Source organism: Pedobacter agri PB92, assembly GCF_000258495.1.
GTDB classification, from domain to species: Bacteria; Bacteroidota; Bacteroidia; order Sphingobacteriales; family Sphingobacteriaceae; genus Pedobacter; species Pedobacter agri.
In genome coordinates, this window is record NZ_AJLG01000107.1 from 1 (window position 1) to 17,646 (window position 17,646).

The following is a 17,646-nucleotide window of genomic DNA, read 5'->3' on the forward strand; positions in this document are numbered from 1 at the left end:
ATAATTTATATATAGTTTTGCCCATACATTTAATACCATATTAATGAGCAATACTTTCGATTTAGATTCAAACCCGCACACCCGATTAAATATTCTGACCGGTGAGTGGGTACTAGTTTCACCCCACAGAACTAAACGTCCGTGGCAGGGAAAGGTTGAAGAACTTAGTCCCGACAATAGGCCGGAATACGATCCGAAATGTTATTTGTGTCCAGGTAACGATCGGGCAGATGGCGATGTAAACCCAGCTTATAGCGAAAGTTTTGTTTTTAAAAATGATTTTTCAGCTTTGCTGGATGATACACCTTTAGCCAGCTTTAATGAAGCTGACTTATTGGTTGCAAATAATCAAAAGGGGTTGTGTAAAGTCATCAGTTTTAGCCCTAAACATAACATAACTCTCCCTGAAATGAAAGTTGCAGACATTGCAAGTGTTGTGGCTTTATGGCAAAAAGAGTTTAATAGCTTATCAGAAAACCAGTGGATTAAATACATTCAAATTTTTGAAAATAAAGGTGAAATCATGGGTTGCAGTAATCCGCATCCGCATGGGCAAATCTGGTCGTTAAGTGATATTCCGGCAGAATTGCTGAAAGAAACTGAACGTCAGAAAATTATTATGCCGTGCACCGGAAAAGTTTGCTTTCAGCATATCTGCAATTGGAGCTGGAAATACAGGAAAGAGTAGTTTATGAAAATGATCATTTCGTTGTTTTGGTTCCCTTCTGGGCAGTTTGGCCTTATGAAACAATCATTATTTCAAAAAGGCACTTAACGAGCATAAAATATTTTACTGAGGCTGAAATAAAATCACTTGCAGATGCAATTAAGATTTTGACCGTTAAGTACGATAACTTGTTTGAAACATCTTTTCCTTATTCTGCAGGCATGCACCAGGCTCCGGTAAATAGTGGTGATTATCCGGAATGGCATTGGCACATGCATTTTTATCCGCCTTTGTTACGTTCGGCAACAGTAAAGAAATTTATGGTAGGTTATGAAATGTTGGCAAGTCCGCAACGAGATATAACTGCTGAATTTGCCGCTAAAAAATTAAGAGAAATGCCACAGGTACATTATAAGGTTAAATAATTATGGATATACAAGCACTAAAATCTTCGTTCAGAAAAATTTTTCAAACAGAGCCTGTTTTAATAAAATCACCGGGAAGAATTAACATTATTGGTGAGCATACCGATTACAATGATGGATTTGTAATGCCTGCTGCCATTAATAAGGCTATTTATGTGGCAGTTTCGCAACGCGATGATCAGGAAATACATCTTTACTCTGAAAGTTATCAGCAAAAACATGTTGCTTCAATTGATCTGATTGAAAAAACAGATAAAAGCTGGGCCAATTATATTCTAGGTGTTGCTGACCAGATCAAAAAAAGAGGTTTCCAGTTTTCGGGTTTCAATTTGTACCTGGATGGTAACGTGCCTTTGGGCGCCGGTTTATCATCATCGGCAGCATTAGAATGTGCAACCGCTTTTGCCATCAAACACTTAAACAATCTTGATATTTCACAAATGGATTTAGCGCTGATTTCGCAAAAAGCAGAGCATGAATTTGCGGGTGTAAATTGTGGAATTATGGATCAGTTTGCTTCCGTTTTTGGTAAAAAAGATCAGGCAGTGATGTTAGACTGCCGTTCTATGAAATATGAATATATTCCGTTGAAGCTGGATGGATACAAGCTTGTGCTACTAAATACAAATGTAAAACACTCGCTTGCAGATTCGGCTTACAATGAAAGAAGATCACAATGTGAACAAGGAGTGGCATGGATTAAGGAACATGAGCCAACAGTCAATAGTTTGCGTGATGTGAACCTGGAATTGCTTGAAAAACATGTCAAACCAAAAGATAGCCAGGTTTATCAAAAATGTGCTTTTGTTGTGAAGGAGATTGATAGGGTAGTGAAAGCTGCTGATCAACTTGCAAATGGTAACCTAAATGCTTTAGGAAATCTGATGTTTGCCACACATGAGGGTTTGAGTAAAGATTATGAAGTAAGTTGCAAAGAGCTCGATTTTTTAGTTGATTTTGTGAAAGATTTTGATGGCGTACTTGGGGCCAGGATGATGGGTGGCGGATTTGGTGGCTGTACCATTAATATTGTAAAAGACGACCGAATAGACAGTTTAATCGATCAGATCAAAATAGCCTACAGTAATTCATTCGACTTAAATTTGGAAACTTACGTAGTAGAAACCGGAGATGGCTCGTCGCTGGTTGATTAAACAACAAGACGTAAAAAAGGGGATGGAAAATAATTTACATCCCCTTTTATTTTATAATACACTTATAATAAGATAGTTAAAGATAGGTAAAAATTGTTCCTGAAAAAATTGATTATGAAGCTAATGATTCAAAGTATCAACGGCAACTAAAATCACCAGCGATCATTGATTGCGATTCTATATAAATGATAAGCTATAGCTAATGATGAACTGCCATGAACGAACTAACGTTGTACTCTAGGGCGTTTGCTTTTTGGCGGTTGCCCTCCTGAAGGTTTTGGTTTAAACACTTTTTTAGGTGCTTCTTCTGCACTTTGTTTAACTGTAATTACGTTCCCTTTAAACGTTTCACCATTTAACATCGAAATAATGTTACTGGCATCAGATTGGTTGATCACTTCTATAAAAGCATAACCTTTACATTTTCCGGTTGCCCGATCTCTAACAACCTTAATGGTTTCTATCTTTCCATGTAAACTGACAAAAATTGCCAAATCCATTTCCTGGATATTATCTGCAAGGCCACCAATAAAAAGCTTAATCATAAGGAGATTGTTAACTTTAATGTGAAGCATTTTTTAACTTCACGCAATAAAAAATGCTATTTAGATTAATAAAGCTGCAAAATAACGATAAACAATGCATAAAGCAATGTTTTTTTAAAAATATAGTAGATTATGAAGTTTATTTTTTCTTTTAACCGTTTATTTTCCTTATTGCAGATAATCTGGTGGTAACATTAACTTATTTAATTCAATTCCAGTCAGCCATAACAAGCTTGATCTAAAACTGTACGCCACAAATTATTCGCTTGTTTAACTCCAGCTTTCCTTAAATCCTTATCCTCGATGAATCTTAACAGGCTTTAATAGCCCGTAGAGGGCGTTTGAAACATTACGGCAAGGAATTTGTTAAACGTTTAATCTAAAAAATAATATTATGAAATTATACAAATCATTTCCAATAGTACTCCTGGCGATTGTATTAGTTTCTGGTTGTGTAAGCAATAAGAAATATGCAGAACTTCAGGATACTTACGCTAAGTTGAGAGAGAGGAATCAGGAGTTGAGTAATAAATATCAGGATAGCCAACGTGAACTTACCGGCGCAACAAGTCGTGTTAAAAGTTTAGAGGAACAAATTGCATCGGAAAAAGCAAATGTTACGGCATTGCAAGATGCGTTGAACAAATGTTTAAGTTCTAGTAACCAAGGTAATGTTAACATTTCCAAACTAGTTGATGAGATTAACAGTTCAAACAAATACATTAAACAACTGGTAAACGCAAAAAACAAAAGTGATTCACTTAATATGGTGTTAACAAATAACCTAACCCGCTCATTAAGCAGAGAAGAACTTAGCGATGTTGATGTTCAGGTTTTAAAAGGAGTGGTTTATATCTCTTTGGCTGATAATATGTTATATAAATCAGGTGGATTTGAGGTAAGCGATAAAGCTGGTCAGACCTTAAGCAAAATCGCAAAAATTATTCAGGATTACAGCACTTACGATGTGTTGATTGAAGGTAATACCGATAATGTGCCTATTTCTCAACCTAATATTAGAAATAACTGGGATTTAAGTGCACTACGTGCTTCTTCAGTTGTACAAGTGTTGCAAAACAAATATGCTGTTGATCCAAAACGTTTAACTGCTGGAGGTAGAGGAGAATATAATCCAGTTGCCGACAATTCAACACCGGCCGGAAAAGCTAAAAACAGACGTACGCAGATCATCATTACGCCTAAGTTGGATCAATTTATGGATCTGATTGGTAAGGCGCCAGAGGCGTCTCAAAAATAAATCGAATAAATATTTTGTAAGGCAGCTTTTTAAGCTGCCTTTTTTTTATGCTTAAGAATGGCATGATTGCTTTTGAATTTAAGCAAACTATCTCAGCAAACGATCAACTTTAAAAATCTTCCAAACTTTTTTTACCATTTATCGCTTATTCATAGTAAATATCACATTATGGAAGAGCTGATCAATCAATTAAAATCCTTTTTAGGAAATAGAGTAGAAGCGGTTAGGGCAAAAGGCCCTGCAGAACTAGAAATAGTTATCGGTGAAATGGAAGATGTTGAAAGGTTATCTTCCGAACTAAAAGCCCATATTGTAGAATTAGTCAACGAGAATACTCTTGCTAAAATAGATTTTGTAACCGCGGAAGGAAAAGAGATAGACAGTTTTTCGCTGACTCAATAAGCCGAGAGATGGAGATAAACATCCAGGAGCGAAAAATTGGTTTGAACTTCTCACGTGCGGGAAAAGCTGAAGTTTGGCTTTGGGCGCCATATGCTGCAACGGTATCAGTATTCCTTGTAAATAAGGAACGGAAATTCCCGATGTTAAAACAGGATTTCGGGTATTGGTTTCTATGCACTAATGAAATTGCGGAAGGAGACGAGTATGATTTTGAACTGGCGAAATTTTCTGACAACGGTCAAATTCTTGTCCAAAATGAACGCCTCCATCGGGCCGATCCAGCCGCGGCATATCAGAAACAAGGTATAGCAGGACATTCAACTGCGATAAACTTAAAATCATTCGCGTGGACAGACGAAAGCTGGAAAGGAATTCCGATAGAAAACTATATCATTTATGAACTTCATACTGGAACATTTTCACCATCTGGCAATTTTGAATCGATAGAAGAAAAGCTGGATTATCTGCTTGATTTAGGAATTACGGCAATAGAATTAATGCCGGTTGCGCAATTCCCTGGCCACAGAAACTGGGGCTACGATGGTGTTTTTCCTTTCGCGGTACAAAATACTTATGGCGGACCAATAGCTTTGCAACATTTGGTAAATGCTTGTCATAAGAAAGGTTTAGCGGTTATTTTAGACGTTGTATACAATCACATGGGGCCTGAAGGAAATTACTTTAATGATTTTGGTCCCTATTTCACCGATCAGTATCACACGCCCTGGGGCAATGCTATTAATTTCGATGATGCTGATTGCGATCCGGTGAGACAATATTTTATTGAAAACGTACTGATGTGGTTCCGAGATTTTCATATCGATGCCTTGCGACTTGACGCTGTTCATGCGATCAAAGATTTGAGTGCCACGCATATTTTGAAAGAAATCAAAGAATACGTTAATAAGCTTTCAGAATTTACAGGACGAAAGCATCACCTGATTGTTGAACTCGATTTAAATGATAATAAATTCATTAACCCTGTTGAACAAGGCGGTTATGCCATGGATGCGCAATGGATTGACGAGTTTCATCATGCTTTAAGAGTAACATCTGGTCAGGCTAAAACAGGTTATTATGCTGATTTCAATGGTATCGAACACCTGGCAAAAGCTTTTACTGATGCTTATGTGTACGATGGGCAATATTCTCCGCATCGTAAAAAAAAGTTTGGAATTGAAGCAAAAGGCAATGCAGGCAAGCAGTTTACCGTGTTTTCTCAAAACCATGATCAGGTTGGCAACAGAATGCTCGGCGAACGAACCAGTAAGCTGGTTAGTTTCGAAATGCTCAAACTCTTGGCTGGAGCTGTATTCTGTAGTCCATATCTGCCATTAATTTTTATGGGTGAAGAATATGGCGAGATCAATCCATTTCAGTTTTTTTATTTCCCATGGTGATGAAAAATTGATAGCAGCTGTAAGAGAAGGTCGTAAGAAAGAATTCGAAGCTTTTCATCATGAAGAAGATACACCTGATCCGCAAGCTGAAACTACCTATAATCGTTCAAAACTGAACTGGAATAGCTTAAATGAAAATAAGCACCAGCTGATGCTTAACTTTTATACCGCATTGATTAAGCTTCGAAAATCATTAACAGTACTTGCAACGCTTAATCGAAATCAACTAAAAGTTGATGTTTTTAAAGAACAAAATTGTCTGATACTCCAACGATGGGAAGGCAGGCAGGAGGTAAGATGTGTGATGAATTTCTCGCCTCAGCAACAAGTGTTACCAATGCCAAATGGATTGGAGTACGAACTGCAATTAAATTCTGCCGCAATAGAATGGGGTGGAACAAATAATCATCCTTTGGTTTTTATCGAAAATAATATCACTATTTCTCCCGAATCGATTCTAATTTTTACAAGCTCAAATGTTTAAACCGACCTCAACCTATAGAATTCAATTTCATAAAGATTTCAATTTCAAATCATTCAAAAAGATAATTCCTTACCTGAAAAACCTTGGCGTAGATACCATTTATGCATCGCCAATATTTGAAGCAGTTGAAGGCAGTATGCATGGCTACGATACAATAAATCCACACCGCATAAATCCTGAAATTGGTACAGAGGCGGAATTATTTGAAATATCAAAAGAACTAACATCGTTTGGCATAAACTGGTTGCAGGATATTGTTCCAAACCATATGGCCTTTTCGCCAAAGAATGAATGGCTCATGGATGTGTTGAAAAAAGGTGCAAAATCCAAGTATTCATCGTTTTTTGATATCAATATTCAGGATGATACAAAATTAATGGTTCCATTTTTAGGCGATGACCTCGATCAAGTGATTGAAAATACTGAATTAAAAATAGTGGCTGTTGACAACGAATATTACTTAAACTATGGTGATTCGAACTGGCCTTTAAAATCATCATCCAATCGGAAATTAAAAAATAAAAGCTTAAAGGAAATAAACGAAAAGCGATTTATTCAAGAAATTGCCAACGAACAATATTATCGTCTTTGTAACTGGAAAGAAACCGATCAGGCAATCAACTACCGCAGATTTTTTACCGTAAATAGTCTCATTTGCCTGTCTATCCAGGAAGAAGCGAATTTCAATCTTTATCATCAATACATATTAAACTTAGTTAATAAAGGTATTTTTCAAGGCTTGCGGATTGATCATATCGACGGCCTTTATGATCCAAAAGCTTATTTAAATCGGTTGAGGAAAGCTGTTGGCGAAAACGTATATATCGTAGTAGAAAAAATATTGGAGAAAAATGAGCAAATGCCTGCAGACTGGCCTGCTCAGGGAAACACAGGTTATGATTTTTTGGCGATGGTAAACAATTTATTTACCAATCAGGCCAACCAGGAAAAGTTCAATCAGATTTATAGTGGAGTAACAGGCAAGGCTCTCGATCCTAGCGAATTAATTGAGGCTAAAAAGCGCTCGATTCTTTTTGAACACATGCAGGGAGAACTAAATAATTTATTTCAATTATTCCTCTCACAACAACTTGTTCCGGCTGCTGAATTAGATTTAATTGGCGGGGAACAGTTTAAACATGGCATCGCCGAAATGTTAATTCAAATGCCGGTATACCGATATTATAATTACTCTTTTCCGTTGCCTGAAGTTGATGCACAAAATCTAATAACGATACTGAATAAGGTTGGCGAAAAACAAAATTTAAAAGAGGTTGCTTCTATATTGATACGCATTTTTATCAAAATGCCGAAAAAAGGAAATGTTCGTCAAAATCAGGCATTAAGTATTTTTTATCAGCGATTAATGCAGTTTACAGGACCATTGATGGCGAAAGGTGTGGAGGATACGGTAATGTTCACTTACAACCGCTTTATTGGTCATTCAGAAGTTGGTGATTCGCCAGATGCCTTTGGTTTAAGTTTAGACGAATTTCATAGTAAGATGAAAGATCGGCAGCAAAATTGGCCACTATCTCTTAACGGTAGTGCCACACATGATACCAAGAGGGGGGAAGATTTTAGGGCAAGGATTAATGTGCTTACTGATCTGCCGGAAAAATGGAAAACAGCAGTTGATAATTTCATTAAAGCTATTAAAAGATCAAAACCATTGCATCATATTTTCGAGTCCGTTCATAATAATGATGCTTATTTAATTTTACAGACTATTTTAGGTGCAATGCCAATGCCGGGAGAACCCGATGATGATCTTCAAAATCGACTGGCAATGTATATTGAGAAGGCGCTTAGAGAGGCAAAGAAAAGATCGGACTGGGCAGAGCCAAACGAAGAATACGAGCAGTTGGTTAAAAAATTCGCGAACCAGCTAATTAATAAACAAGAAGAAACTTATCAGGAAATAACTAAAATTTTATCTGATATAGCCGATTTTGGAATTATAAACAGCTTGTCGCAGCTAATACTTAAATTCACTTGTCCAGGTATTCCTGATTTGTACCAGGGCTCCGAGTTGTGGGATTTTAGCCTGGTAGATCCAGATAATAGAAGGCCTGTTGATTATAAACGGCGGAATAATTTGCTGAAGGCAGATTCCGCTATCAAGCAGCAATGGAACGAAAGATATTCTGGCGAAATCAAATTGTGGCTTACTGAAAAGCTACTGAAGTTCAGAAAAGAAAACGAGGATGTTTTTGCATCAGGTGAATATATTCCGCTGAAAGTAATTGGAGATTATCAAACGAACATTTTGGCTTTCGCCCGCAAGAAGCAGCAAAAAACTGTAATTGTTGTGGTTCCGGTGGGTCTAGCATCAATCACGTCTAAAGAAAACAGCCAGGATTTTGATTGGTTGAAAACCCAGATTGTTCTTCCTGAAACCTGGCCTACCTACTGGAAAAATATCCTTGACGATAAGGATGGTGTAAAAGATATCTTGAACGAAGGAATTTTGATCAATCAAATCTTTACGGATGTTCAACTCGGAATCATAGAACTAAGCGAGAAAAAAAATAAAAGAAGCGCAGGTATTTTAATGCATATTACTTCACTACCCTCTGCTTATGGAATAGGCGACTTCGGTAAAGAAGCAAAGGCATTTATCGATTTTTTAACCGAAACGGATCAAAAATACTGGCAACTGTTGCCGCTCAACCCAACAAAAAAGGGGAATGGTTATAGTCCTTATTCGAGCAATTCTTCAAAAGCAGGAAATATTCTATTGATTGATTTGGAACAACTTGTAGCAGAAGAGTTGATCACAAGTGCTGATTTAGAATCTACTAAAATTCCTTCCGACGGAAAAGTTTCCTTCGCAGACGTAGAGGTTTTAAAACTTAAAACTTTACACAAAGCTTATCAAACATTCAAAAAACGTTTGCCTGTTAATTTAGTGAAGGCTTTCGAAACCTTTTGTGAAATAGAAAAAGAATGGCTCGAAGATTTTTCACGCTATACCGCAATCAAGAATCATCACCAGCAAACGGAATGGTATAACTGGCCCGACGACTTCAAATTCCGCGATTCAAAAACAATTTCTGCTTTTGAAAATAAATATCATGATGAGATTAATAAGGTTAAATGGCAACAGTATGTATTTTTTAAACAATGGCATAATTTAAAAGATTATGCAAACCTAAACGATATAAGTATCATTGGTGACCTGCCTTTTTATCTCGACTATGATTCTGTAGAGGTTTGGTCACAGCCCGAACTTTTTAAACTTGATGATCAACTTAAGCCAACTCATGTTGCAGGTGTTCCGCCAGATTATTTTAATGAAAAAGGCCAGCTTTGGGGGATGCCAGTTTTCAACTGGGATATATTAAAGCAAAACGATTACGATTGGTGGATCGGAAGGCTAAAAAAAAATATGGAAATGTATGATCTATTGCGGTTAGATCACTTTCGGGCGTTTTCATCTTTTTGGGAGGTGCCAGCTGCAGACAGCGATGCAATTAATGGAGTTTGGCAAAATGGACCTGGAGCAGGTTTTTTTAGTAAAATTAATTCTAACTTTCCAGACATGCCTTTCATTGCTGAAGATTTGGGAGAAATAAGTGACGACGTGGAATTATTAAGAGATAAGTTTAATTTACCAGGGATGAAAGTTTTACAATTTGGTTTTGGAGCCGATATGGTTATCTCGCCGCACATTCCTCACAACTTTGAAACAAGTAATTGCATTGCATATTCTGGAACTCATGATAACAATACATCAATCGGGTGGTTTAAAAATGAAATAGATGAGCAAACCCGGGAAAGGACAATAACGTACCTAGGCCATGCTTTTGAAGATAATGAATTTCATAAGGAGATAATCAAATTAACTTTAGCTTCTACCGCAAAAACAGCCATTCTTCCTATTCAGGATGTGCTAGGTTTAGGTGAGGAATCACGAATGAATATTCCAGGTAAGGCAGATGGAAACTGGACATGGCGATTGGACATGGCACAGCTTGAGCCAACCAAAAAGTGGTTAAAATCACTGACTGAAATATACGGAAGAAAAAAATGATCAACTATGGGTGGTCAGATGTTTAATATTATTTTGATCAAAATAAACTGAAATATCTTTTAATGTGACACATCTGGTTGCCCTGATAGCTGATTTTAAGACTTCTATCTTCACGCCGAGTCGACTTGTCCAATATCTGCACTCTTTTTCCTCTGAAATATCTATAATTTCAGATTGCTCATCCATTTTTAGGTTTGTATTGTTCATAATAATTTATTTTAAGGGTTTATTATAACAACTAATTTAAAAGCCGATGCTTTCCAGGAAATATACTGTTCAATTTAACCATAATTATTAAAAAAAAAGATAATAATTTGGATATTTTTCGTTCAATGTTTTGTGTTCGAATAATCTCAATACGTTAATATTACCATTCAATTTTCGGTTTGGATATTTACTCTCAAATATTTTATAGCTGAAAGTTGTTCAAAAATTTTATTATTTGTAGTTTTAATTATACTTATATCGGTATTATTGCAAAAATTTTTTGTTTATTCTAAATGGGTCAAAATAGAGTGGGCGTAATATCTCACATCGATATCGAAAATAAGTGTGGTACCATTCTCGATGAGAATCATCAGGATATAGGCTTTAATTTAGAAGGACTTCCAGAGGCTGTAAATCTTGATGCCCGGGTGTCATTCGAAATTGAGTTAAGTGATAAAGGCCTGATTGCAACGAACGTTGCTTTAATTGCCTAACTATATTCACTTATAGCAAAGCCAGTCTATCTAAAAATAATAATCTGCTAACAATACGTGGTAGAGAAAAGAAATACTATCTTTTCGTTAACAACGTGTTCTCGTATCAATTAACTTAACAGCTCAATTTAATATTCCAATTAAATATGTCTCCTCTTTTCTTGGTGTGCCTTTCGAAACACTTTGTAGAATCAGATCAAATTTGGATTTAAATAAACATAATTGATTTATAAAGTAAGATTAATCTTACTTTTTAGCATATGATTTATCCAGGATTTCAAGGTATTTACACGCCATTTGCTATAAAATTCCGTGTAAGATCTGCCACGGGCCAGATCACATTTCCAATTGGCAAGCTCATTTTTATCTATTACTCAATTAAATTATATTTTTATTTGACTTTAAGTGATTGAATTTCAGGTTTTTAAATTTGTTCTTTAAGAAAATAAATTGATTTAACGGATTTAACACTTCTGCATTATCTTTTTTTAAAAATTTATATATATTTGTTCTTACCCTTTCGGGGGTATGTTTTTCATAGGTAGATGTAGGGTCAGGACTTTTGTTCTGGCCCTTTTTTGTTTTTAATAATGCTACTAATAAAACTTACTTTTGTTAGATGAAAAAGAAGGTTGTCGTTGCCGTTACTGGTGCAAGCGGATCAATTTATGCGAAGGTATTGTTCGATCAATTGGAAAAATTAAAAGATCAGATTAGTGCTGTTGGGGTGGTAATGAGCGATAATGCCAAAGAAGTTTGGCAATTTGAACTCGGCAATGAAAATTATAACCATTATGATCAGTTCACTTTTTACAGTAAGAACGATTTCAACGCTCCATTCGCATCTGGTTCCGCAAAATACGATACCATGATTATTGTTCCATGCTCAATGGGTACATTAGGGCGAATAGCGCATGGTATTTCGAATGACCTGATTTCCAGGGCTGCGGATGTAATATTGAAAGAACGCAGAAAACTTATTGCAGTAGTTCGGGATACGCCTTTCAGTTTAATCCACATTAACAATATGAAGGCCGTTACAGAAGCAGGCGGCATTATTTGTCCTGCCAATCCATCATTTTACAGTCTACCAAAATCTATTGAAGAGGTAGCTGGTACTGTGATTAGCAGAGTGCTGGATTTAGCAGGCTTTGAACAAGATAGTTATCGGTGGAATGAAAAGTAGATATACTTATGTCCATTTTTCTTCTTGCGGTTGTTTCAATATGATGAAAATTTACAAATTACAAACTGACTAAAATCTGAAAACAGCTAACTGAAAACTAATTTTGCTATCTTTGCAGGCTCAATGAAAAAGGTCGCATTTTATACATTAGGTTGTAAGTTAAACTTCTCTGAAACTTCCACAATTGGTAGATTGTTTACTGATGCAGGTTATGCTGTAGTAGAGTTTCAGGATCAGGCTGATGTTTATGTGATTAATACTTGTTCGGTTACTGATCATGCTGATAAAAAATGCAGAAAGGTAGTTAAGGAAGCGTTAAAATATTCTCCGAATGCATTTGTAACCATTGTTGGTTGCTACGCTCAACTTAAGCCTCAGGAAATTGCCGATATCGAAGGTGTTGATATGGTTCTTGGGGCTGCGGAAAAATTCCGGATTGTAGAATATATCACTGACTTAACTAAAAACCTAAAGCAGTTGTTCACCAGCAAAACATCGAAAAAGTAAACCATAACTTTATTGCATCTTACTCTATCGGAGATAGGACACGTACCTTTTTAAAAGTTCAGGATGGTTGTGATTATCCCTGCACTTATTGTACTATCCCTTTAGCTCGTGGTGCAAGCCGCAGTGATACTATTGAAAATGTAGTTAACCGGGCTAAAATGATTGCAGAAAGCGGTGTTAAAGAAATTGTTCTTACAGGGGTAAACCTTGGCGATTTTGGGATCCGTAATGGCGAACGTGAAGACAAGTTTTTTGATTTGGTAAAAGCATTAGACGAGGTTGAAGGAATTGAACGCATCCGAATTTCATCTATTGAGCCAAACCTGTTGAGTAATGAAATTATCGAGTTTGTTTCTACCTCAAAACGTTTTGTTCCTCATTTCCATATTCCTTTACAATCAGGTTCTGATAAAATTCTAGGGTTAATGCGCCGCCGCTACCGTAGAGACCTTTATGTAGAACGCGTAGCGAAAATTAAGGAAGTTATGCCGCATTGCTGCATAGGAGTAGATGTGATTGTAGGTTTTCCCGGAGAAACAAAGGAAGATTTTCTGGATACTTACCAGTTCTTAAATCAATTAGATATTTCATACTTGCACGTTTTTACTTATTCTGAGCGTGAATTGACAGTAGCTGCAGAAATGAAAGGCGTAGTGCCAGGAAGCCAACGCAATGAACGGAGTAAAATGCTGCACATCCTTTCAGATAAAAAGAGAAGGGCCTTTTACGAGTCACAGATTGGAAGCGAGGCCGAGGTACTTTTTGAAGCTGATCAAAAAATGGGATACATGCATGGTTTTACCAAAAACTACGTAAAAGTACGAGCCAAGTATGATCCGATAATGGTTAACGAGTTAAAAGCAGTGAAGTTATTGGAAATGACAGCCGACGGCGAAGTCGAGGTGGCAGAACTCGAAACTGCTTACGTACACCACTAGAGGTGCATTTAGTCAGTGCTTTTTCGTAGTTATATGCTAATCTGCAATCCCTGGACAATGGTTTGCTTAATCCTATTTTAGTATTTCTGGTTAAAGTACCTTCGTCGTTAATCTTAGGCTTTCAGCTTTAACCTTTGTTTCCTATCTTCGCAACAAATAATTTTTATGTTTCCTACCGTTTCGCATTTCTTAGAATATTTGTTTGGCATTAATCTGCCGTTGCCCTTTAACACTTTTGGTGTATTTGTAGCCATTGCATTTGTTGCTGGTTACTGGGCATTTACAAAAGAGCTTAAACGTAAAGAAGCATTAGGTGTTCTTCATCCGATAAAGAAAACCATTGTTATCGGCAAACCGGCAACTACTTCTGAGATAATTATGAATGCGCTTTTTGGCTTCATCATTGGCTATAAGTTGGTTTACGCATTGCTAAATTATTCTCTTTTTGTAAGCGATGCACAATCCATCTTAATGTCAACCAAAGGGAATTTATTAGGCGGATTATTTTTTGCAGGTTTGTTTGCCTATTGGGATTATAAGGAGAAAGATAAAAACAAGCTAGATAAACCAAAAGAAACACAAGTTACTGTACATCCGTACCAGATCATGAGTAATTTGATTGTTTGGGCAGCAATTTGGGGCTTTTTAGGAGCCAAGTTTTTCGATAATTTAGAATACTGGGATGATTTTGTTCAGAATCCAATAGAGCGACTGCTATCTTTTAGTGGCTTAACCTTTTATGGTGGTTTAATCTGTGGTGGTGCAGCAGTGCTGATCATTGCCAAACGAAACGGAATTAAGCCTTTACACATGCTTGATGTTGGTGGACCGGGAATGATGTTGGCTTATGCAGTGGGCCGTATCGGTTGTCATTTATCTGGCGATGGAGATTGGGGAATCGTAAATAGTAATCCAAAACCTTTTTCATGGTTGCCAGATTGGTTGTGGTCTTATAAATATCCAAATAATGTAGTAGGCGAGGGTATTCCCATTCCCGGCTGTACAGGCAAATTTTGTAATGAACTGGCTCAAGGTGTTTACCCAACGCCAATTTATGAAGTAATTATTTGTTTATTGCTTTTTGCTTTTTTGTGGAGCATTCGCGATAAAATAAAAGCGCCAGGTTTAATGTTCGGCATTTATATGATCTTAAATGGCATCGAACGTTTCTGTATTGAATTGATTCGCGTGAATTCAAAATACCATGTATTTGGCTTGTCATTTACTCAAGCTGAAATGATATCTACTTTTTTGGTAATTGGCGGTATTGCCTTAAGTGCTTATGCCTTAAGAAACAAGAATACTTTGGCATCCTGAGATCATCTCTAAAATCATATTAATTCCAACAACATCCCTGGGTTTTTGTTAAATAGCTATGAATTACGAATTACTATGCAACAAGGTAATCTCAATTGTGAAACTTACCGGAAATTTTATCCGTAAAGAATCAATGCAATTTGATGCCAGTAAAATAGAGTATAAAGGTTTGAATGATATGGTTTCATATGTTGATAAAACAGCAGAGCAGAAACTTGTTCAGAACCTGGAAAAGCTAATCCCAGATGCTGGATTTATTACCGAAGAGAAAACAATTAGCCGGGAAGGCAAAAACTTTATCTGGATTATCGATCCATTAGATGGGACGACAAATTTCATTCATGGCATCCCTGCCTACGGAATTAGCGTTGCTTTATATGAGAATGGTTTGCCAGTAATTGGTGTTGTTTATGAGCTTAACCGGGGCGAAATGTTTTACAGTTACCGGGGTGGTAAAGCTTTTCTCAATAAAAAAGAAATACAGGTGTCAGTGAATCCTGATTTGAAATCAAGTTTATTGGCCACGGGATTTCCTTATTATCAATTTGATAAACAAGCGCAGTATTTGAAGTTGCTCGAAGAGATGATGCAGAAGAGCCATGGTGTACGCCGCATTGGTGCTGCTGCGATTGATTTAGTTTATACAGCCTGTGGTCGTTTCGATGCATTTTTTGAATATAATTTGCAACAATGGGATTTTGCTGCCGGCTGTTTCATAGTTCAACAGGCTGGAGGGGAAGTTTTCGATTTTTCTGGTGGAAACGATTATTTTACAAAAAGAGAAATACTTGCCACCAATGGTAAATTAACTGCGGAAACGCTTGAAGCAATCAAAAGGTATTTTTGATGAATATTTGATCTTTCTCAAGCAACGTTGATCTCCAAAATCAGCAAGACATTAAAAAATATAGATATAAAAAAGAATGGCCCGCTAAATCAGCGGGCCATTCTTTTAATAAACTATGAAAGATAACGAGTTATAATGCCTCTGAAACTACATCTGTAACTTCTGGAACCATCCTTTGTAATAGATTTTGAATTCCAGATTTTAAAGTAATGGTTGATGATGGACATCCACTGCAAGAACCGCGTAATTCTACAGTTACAACACCTTCATCAAAAGATTTATAAGTGATTGCACCACCATCTTGCTCTACAGCAGGACGAACATAATCATGCAAAATCTGCTGAATTTTTATTTCCGTTTCTGAACCTTCGAAAGCAGGCGCTTCTTCGGCTGTAGCTTCCTTAATCTTTAATTCAGATTCAACAGCACCTTTAACAAATTCTTTTAAAATGGCTTCAATATCTGCCCAATCTGCATCATCTGTTTTAGTAATGGTTACAAAATTACTGGCGAAAAATACACCAGAAACAAAGTTGAACTTAAATAACTCCTTTGCAAACGGAGAATGCTCTGCACTTTCTTTCGTTGCGAAATCTTCACTTCCGTTTATTAATAGCTTGTTCACCATGAATTTCATGGTAGCTGGATTTGGAGTTTGTTCTGTATATACGTTAATGGTCATGTCTTAATCAATTAGAATAAACAAAATTAACAATTAGTCGCCAATAAAACTTTTGCATGCTGTCTGTTTAGCGTCAATTTAATTTAGCTAGAAAACACCAGTATAATTAAATGGTGTGATGCTTCTCAATTGCACTTTCACTTCTTCAGCAACGGCTAAACCTTCAATAAAATCTGCAATACTCGCTGCATTGATTTTTGAATTTGTACGGGTGAGTTCTTTCAATGCCTCATAAGGATTAGGAAAATTCTCTCTGCGTAGTACAGTTTGAATGGCTTCTGCCACTACCGCCCAGTTATCATCTAAATCAGCATGTAAAGCTGCTTCGTTCAATAAAATTTTATTTAACCCACGCAAAGTTGACTGGATTGCAATAAGGGTATGCCCAAGTGGAACACCAATATTTCTCAACACAGTAGAATCCGTTAAATCTCTTTGTAATCTTGAAATTGGAAGTTTAGCCGCAAAAAATTCAAACAACGCATTTGCAATGCCAGCATTTCCTTCTGCATTTTCAAAATCGATGGGGTTTACCTTGTGTGGCATAGCTGATGAACCAATTTCTCCAGCTTTGATTTTCTGTTTGAAATAATTTTTAGATATATAGGTCCAGATGTCTCTGTCTAAATCGATAATGATGTTGTTAATACGTTTTAAAGCATCACATTGTGCTGCAAATTGATCGTAATGTTCAATTTGCGTAGTATGTTGTGCTCTCGTCAATCCTAAAGTTTGATTTACGAGTTTGTTCGAGAAATCTACCCAATTCACTTGCGGATAAGCAATGTGATGTGCGTTAAAGTTTCCTGTTGCTCCACCAAATTTGGCACTGTTGGGTATGGCTTTCAAGGCTTCAACTTGTATCGCTAACCGCTCTGCAAAAACCAAAAATTCTTTCCCTAGCTTAGTTGGCGATGCTGGTTGGCCATGAGTATGCGCCAACATTGGAATATCTTTCCATTCAGTTGCCAAACCATTTATTTTTTCAATTAATGAAGCAATAGCTGGATAATAACTTTCGTTTAGCGCCAGTTTAATGGAATAAGGAATGGCAGTGTTATTAATATCTTGAGAGGTTAAACCAAAATGGATAAACT

Annotated in this window: 14 protein-coding genes and 2 pseudogenes; 12 read left to right on the forward strand and 4 right to left on the reverse strand. The window is 36.6% G+C overall.

Annotation, left to right across the window (positions count from 1 at the left end):
- The first annotated feature begins 43 nt into the window (after positions 1 to 43).
- Both ON09_RS15260 and ON09_RS15265 read left to right on the forward strand, forming a co-directional pair.
- Positions 44 to 1,092 (forward strand): annotated as a pseudogene (locus tag ON09_RS15260) (UDP-glucose--hexose-1-phosphate uridylyltransferase).
- A 2-nt stretch (positions 1,093 to 1,094) separates the two neighbouring features.
- Entirely contained in the window at positions 1,095 to 2,246 is a 1,152-nt protein-coding gene (locus tag ON09_RS15265) for a galactokinase (RefSeq protein ID WP_010601935.1), read from the forward strand.
- Positions 2,247 to 2,470: 224 nt separating this feature from the next.
- Here ON09_RS15265 and ON09_RS15270 read toward each other — a convergent pair whose 3' ends face one another.
- Entirely contained in the window at positions 2,471 to 2,791 is a 321-nt protein-coding gene (locus ON09_RS15270; protein ID WP_116168493.1) for an RNA recognition motif domain-containing protein, read from the reverse strand.
- A 394-nt stretch (positions 2,792 to 3,185) separates the two neighbouring features.
- Here ON09_RS15270 and ON09_RS15275 point away from each other — a divergent pair, with 394 nt between their 5' ends.
- The 5 genes from ON09_RS15275 (at position 3,186) to treY (ending at position 10,371) form a co-directional block, all read left to right on the forward strand.
- Entirely contained in the window at positions 3,186 to 4,049 is an 864-nt protein-coding gene (locus tag ON09_RS15275; protein WP_010601937.1) for an OmpA family protein, read from the forward strand.
- A gap of 168 nt (positions 4,050 to 4,217) precedes the next feature.
- On the forward strand, positions 4,218 to 4,451 hold the full coding sequence (locus ON09_RS15280; RefSeq protein WP_010601938.1) for a hypothetical protein: 234 nt from the start codon (positions 4,218 to 4,220) through the stop codon (positions 4,449 to 4,451).
- Positions 4,452 to 4,459: 8 nt separating this feature from the next.
- Positions 4,460 to 5,851 (forward strand): malto-oligosyltrehalose trehalohydrolase, encoded by a 1,392-nt coding sequence (treZ, locus tag ON09_RS15285; RefSeq protein ID WP_238533702.1) that lies wholly within the window; start codon positions 4,460 to 4,462, stop codon positions 5,849 to 5,851.
- Between the two features lie 7 nt (positions 5,852 to 5,858).
- Positions 5,859 to 6,335: a DUF3459 domain-containing protein gene (locus ON09_RS26160; RefSeq protein WP_238533703.1), complete on the forward strand. Its 477-nt coding sequence runs from the start codon at positions 5,859 to 5,861 to the stop codon at positions 6,333 to 6,335.
- The gene (gene treY, locus ON09_RS15290) at positions 6,328 to 10,371 is read left to right on the forward strand and encodes a malto-oligosyltrehalose synthase (RefSeq protein WP_010601939.1); all 4,044 of its coding nucleotides are present in this window, start codon (positions 6,328 to 6,330) and stop codon (positions 10,369 to 10,371) included. Before ON09_RS26160 ends, treY begins: the two co-directional genes overlap by 8 nt.
- Here treY and ON09_RS15295 read toward each other — a convergent pair whose 3' ends face one another.
- Positions 10,372 to 10,578, reverse strand: coding sequence for a DUF3606 domain-containing protein (locus tag ON09_RS15295; protein ID WP_010601940.1), 207 nt, complete (start codon positions 10,576 to 10,578; stop codon positions 10,372 to 10,374).
- A gap of 293 nt (positions 10,579 to 10,871) precedes the next feature.
- On the opposite strand from ON09_RS15295, the gene ON09_RS15300 reads away from it, so the two are divergent.
- From ON09_RS15300 to ON09_RS15320, 5 genes and pseudogenes are all read left to right on the forward strand, one after another.
- Complete coding sequence (locus ON09_RS15300) at positions 10,872 to 11,072, forward strand: hypothetical protein (protein ID WP_010601941.1); 201 nt, start codon at positions 10,872 to 10,874, stop codon at positions 11,070 to 11,072.
- Positions 11,073 to 11,691: 619 nt separating this feature from the next.
- Positions 11,692 to 12,258 carry a UbiX family flavin prenyltransferase gene (locus ON09_RS15305; protein WP_010601942.1) on the forward strand — a complete coding sequence of 189 codons (567 nt, stop codon included), beginning with the start codon at positions 11,692 to 11,694 and terminating at the stop codon, positions 12,256 to 12,258.
- Positions 12,259 to 12,381: 123 nt separating this feature from the next.
- Positions 12,382 to 13,703 (forward strand): annotated as a pseudogene (mtaB, locus tag ON09_RS15310) (tRNA (N(6)-L-threonylcarbamoyladenosine(37)-C(2))-methylthiotransferase MtaB).
- Between the two features lie 165 nt (positions 13,704 to 13,868).
- Complete coding sequence (locus ON09_RS15315; RefSeq protein ID WP_010601943.1) at positions 13,869 to 15,020, forward strand: prolipoprotein diacylglyceryl transferase; 1,152 nt, start codon at positions 13,869 to 13,871, stop codon at positions 15,018 to 15,020.
- Positions 15,021 to 15,078: 58 nt separating this feature from the next.
- Positions 15,079 to 15,867: an inositol monophosphatase family protein gene (locus ON09_RS15320; RefSeq protein ID WP_010601944.1), complete on the forward strand. Its 789-nt coding sequence runs from the start codon at positions 15,079 to 15,081 to the stop codon at positions 15,865 to 15,867.
- A 130-nt stretch (positions 15,868 to 15,997) separates the two neighbouring features.
- Here the strand turns inward: ON09_RS15320 and ON09_RS15325 are convergent, their stop codons facing one another.
- Positions 15,998 to 16,549, reverse strand: a complete 552-nt coding sequence (locus tag ON09_RS15325; protein ID WP_010601945.1) for a NifU family protein — start codon at positions 16,547 to 16,549, stop codon at positions 15,998 to 16,000.
- An 87-nt stretch (positions 16,550 to 16,636) separates the two neighbouring features.
- Positions 16,637 to 17,646, reverse strand: a 1,010-nt coding sequence (gene purB, locus ON09_RS15330) for an adenylosuccinate lyase (protein WP_010601946.1), incomplete at its 5' end; no start/stop codon positions are given.

Bases quoted from the DNA above. Each gene is read 5' to 3' on its own strand.
- ON09_RS15265 (WP_010601935.1), top strand. From the start codon at position 1,095: ATGGATATACAAGCACTAAAATCTTCGTTCAGAAAAATTTTTCAAACA.
- ON09_RS15270 (WP_116168493.1), bottom strand. From the start codon at position 2,791: ATGATTAAGCTTTTTATTGGTGGCCTTGCAGATAATATCCAGGAAATG.
- ON09_RS15275 (WP_010601937.1), top strand. From the start codon at position 3,186: ATGAAATTATACAAATCATTTCCAATAGTACTCCTGGCGATTGTATTA.
- ON09_RS15280 (WP_010601938.1), top strand. From the start codon at position 4,218: ATGGAAGAGCTGATCAATCAATTAAAATCCTTTTTAGGAAATAGAGTA.
- treZ (WP_238533702.1), top strand. From the start codon at position 4,460: ATGGAGATAAACATCCAGGAGCGAAAAATTGGTTTGAACTTCTCACGT.
- treY (WP_010601939.1), top strand. From the start codon at position 6,328: ATGTTTAAACCGACCTCAACCTATAGAATTCAATTTCATAAAGATTTC.
- ON09_RS15295 (WP_010601940.1), bottom strand. From the start codon at position 10,578: ATGAACAATACAAACCTAAAAATGGATGAGCAATCTGAAATTATAGAT.
- ON09_RS15300 (WP_010601941.1), top strand. From the start codon at position 10,872: ATGGGTCAAAATAGAGTGGGCGTAATATCTCACATCGATATCGAAAAT.
- ON09_RS15305 (WP_010601942.1), top strand. From the start codon at position 11,692: ATGAAAAAGAAGGTTGTCGTTGCCGTTACTGGTGCAAGCGGATCAATT.
- ON09_RS15315 (WP_010601943.1), top strand. From the start codon at position 13,869: ATGTTTCCTACCGTTTCGCATTTCTTAGAATATTTGTTTGGCATTAAT.
- ON09_RS15320 (WP_010601944.1), top strand. From the start codon at position 15,079: ATGAATTACGAATTACTATGCAACAAGGTAATCTCAATTGTGAAACTT.
- ON09_RS15325 (WP_010601945.1), bottom strand. From the start codon at position 16,549: ATGACCATTAACGTATATACAGAACAAACTCCAAATCCAGCTACCATG.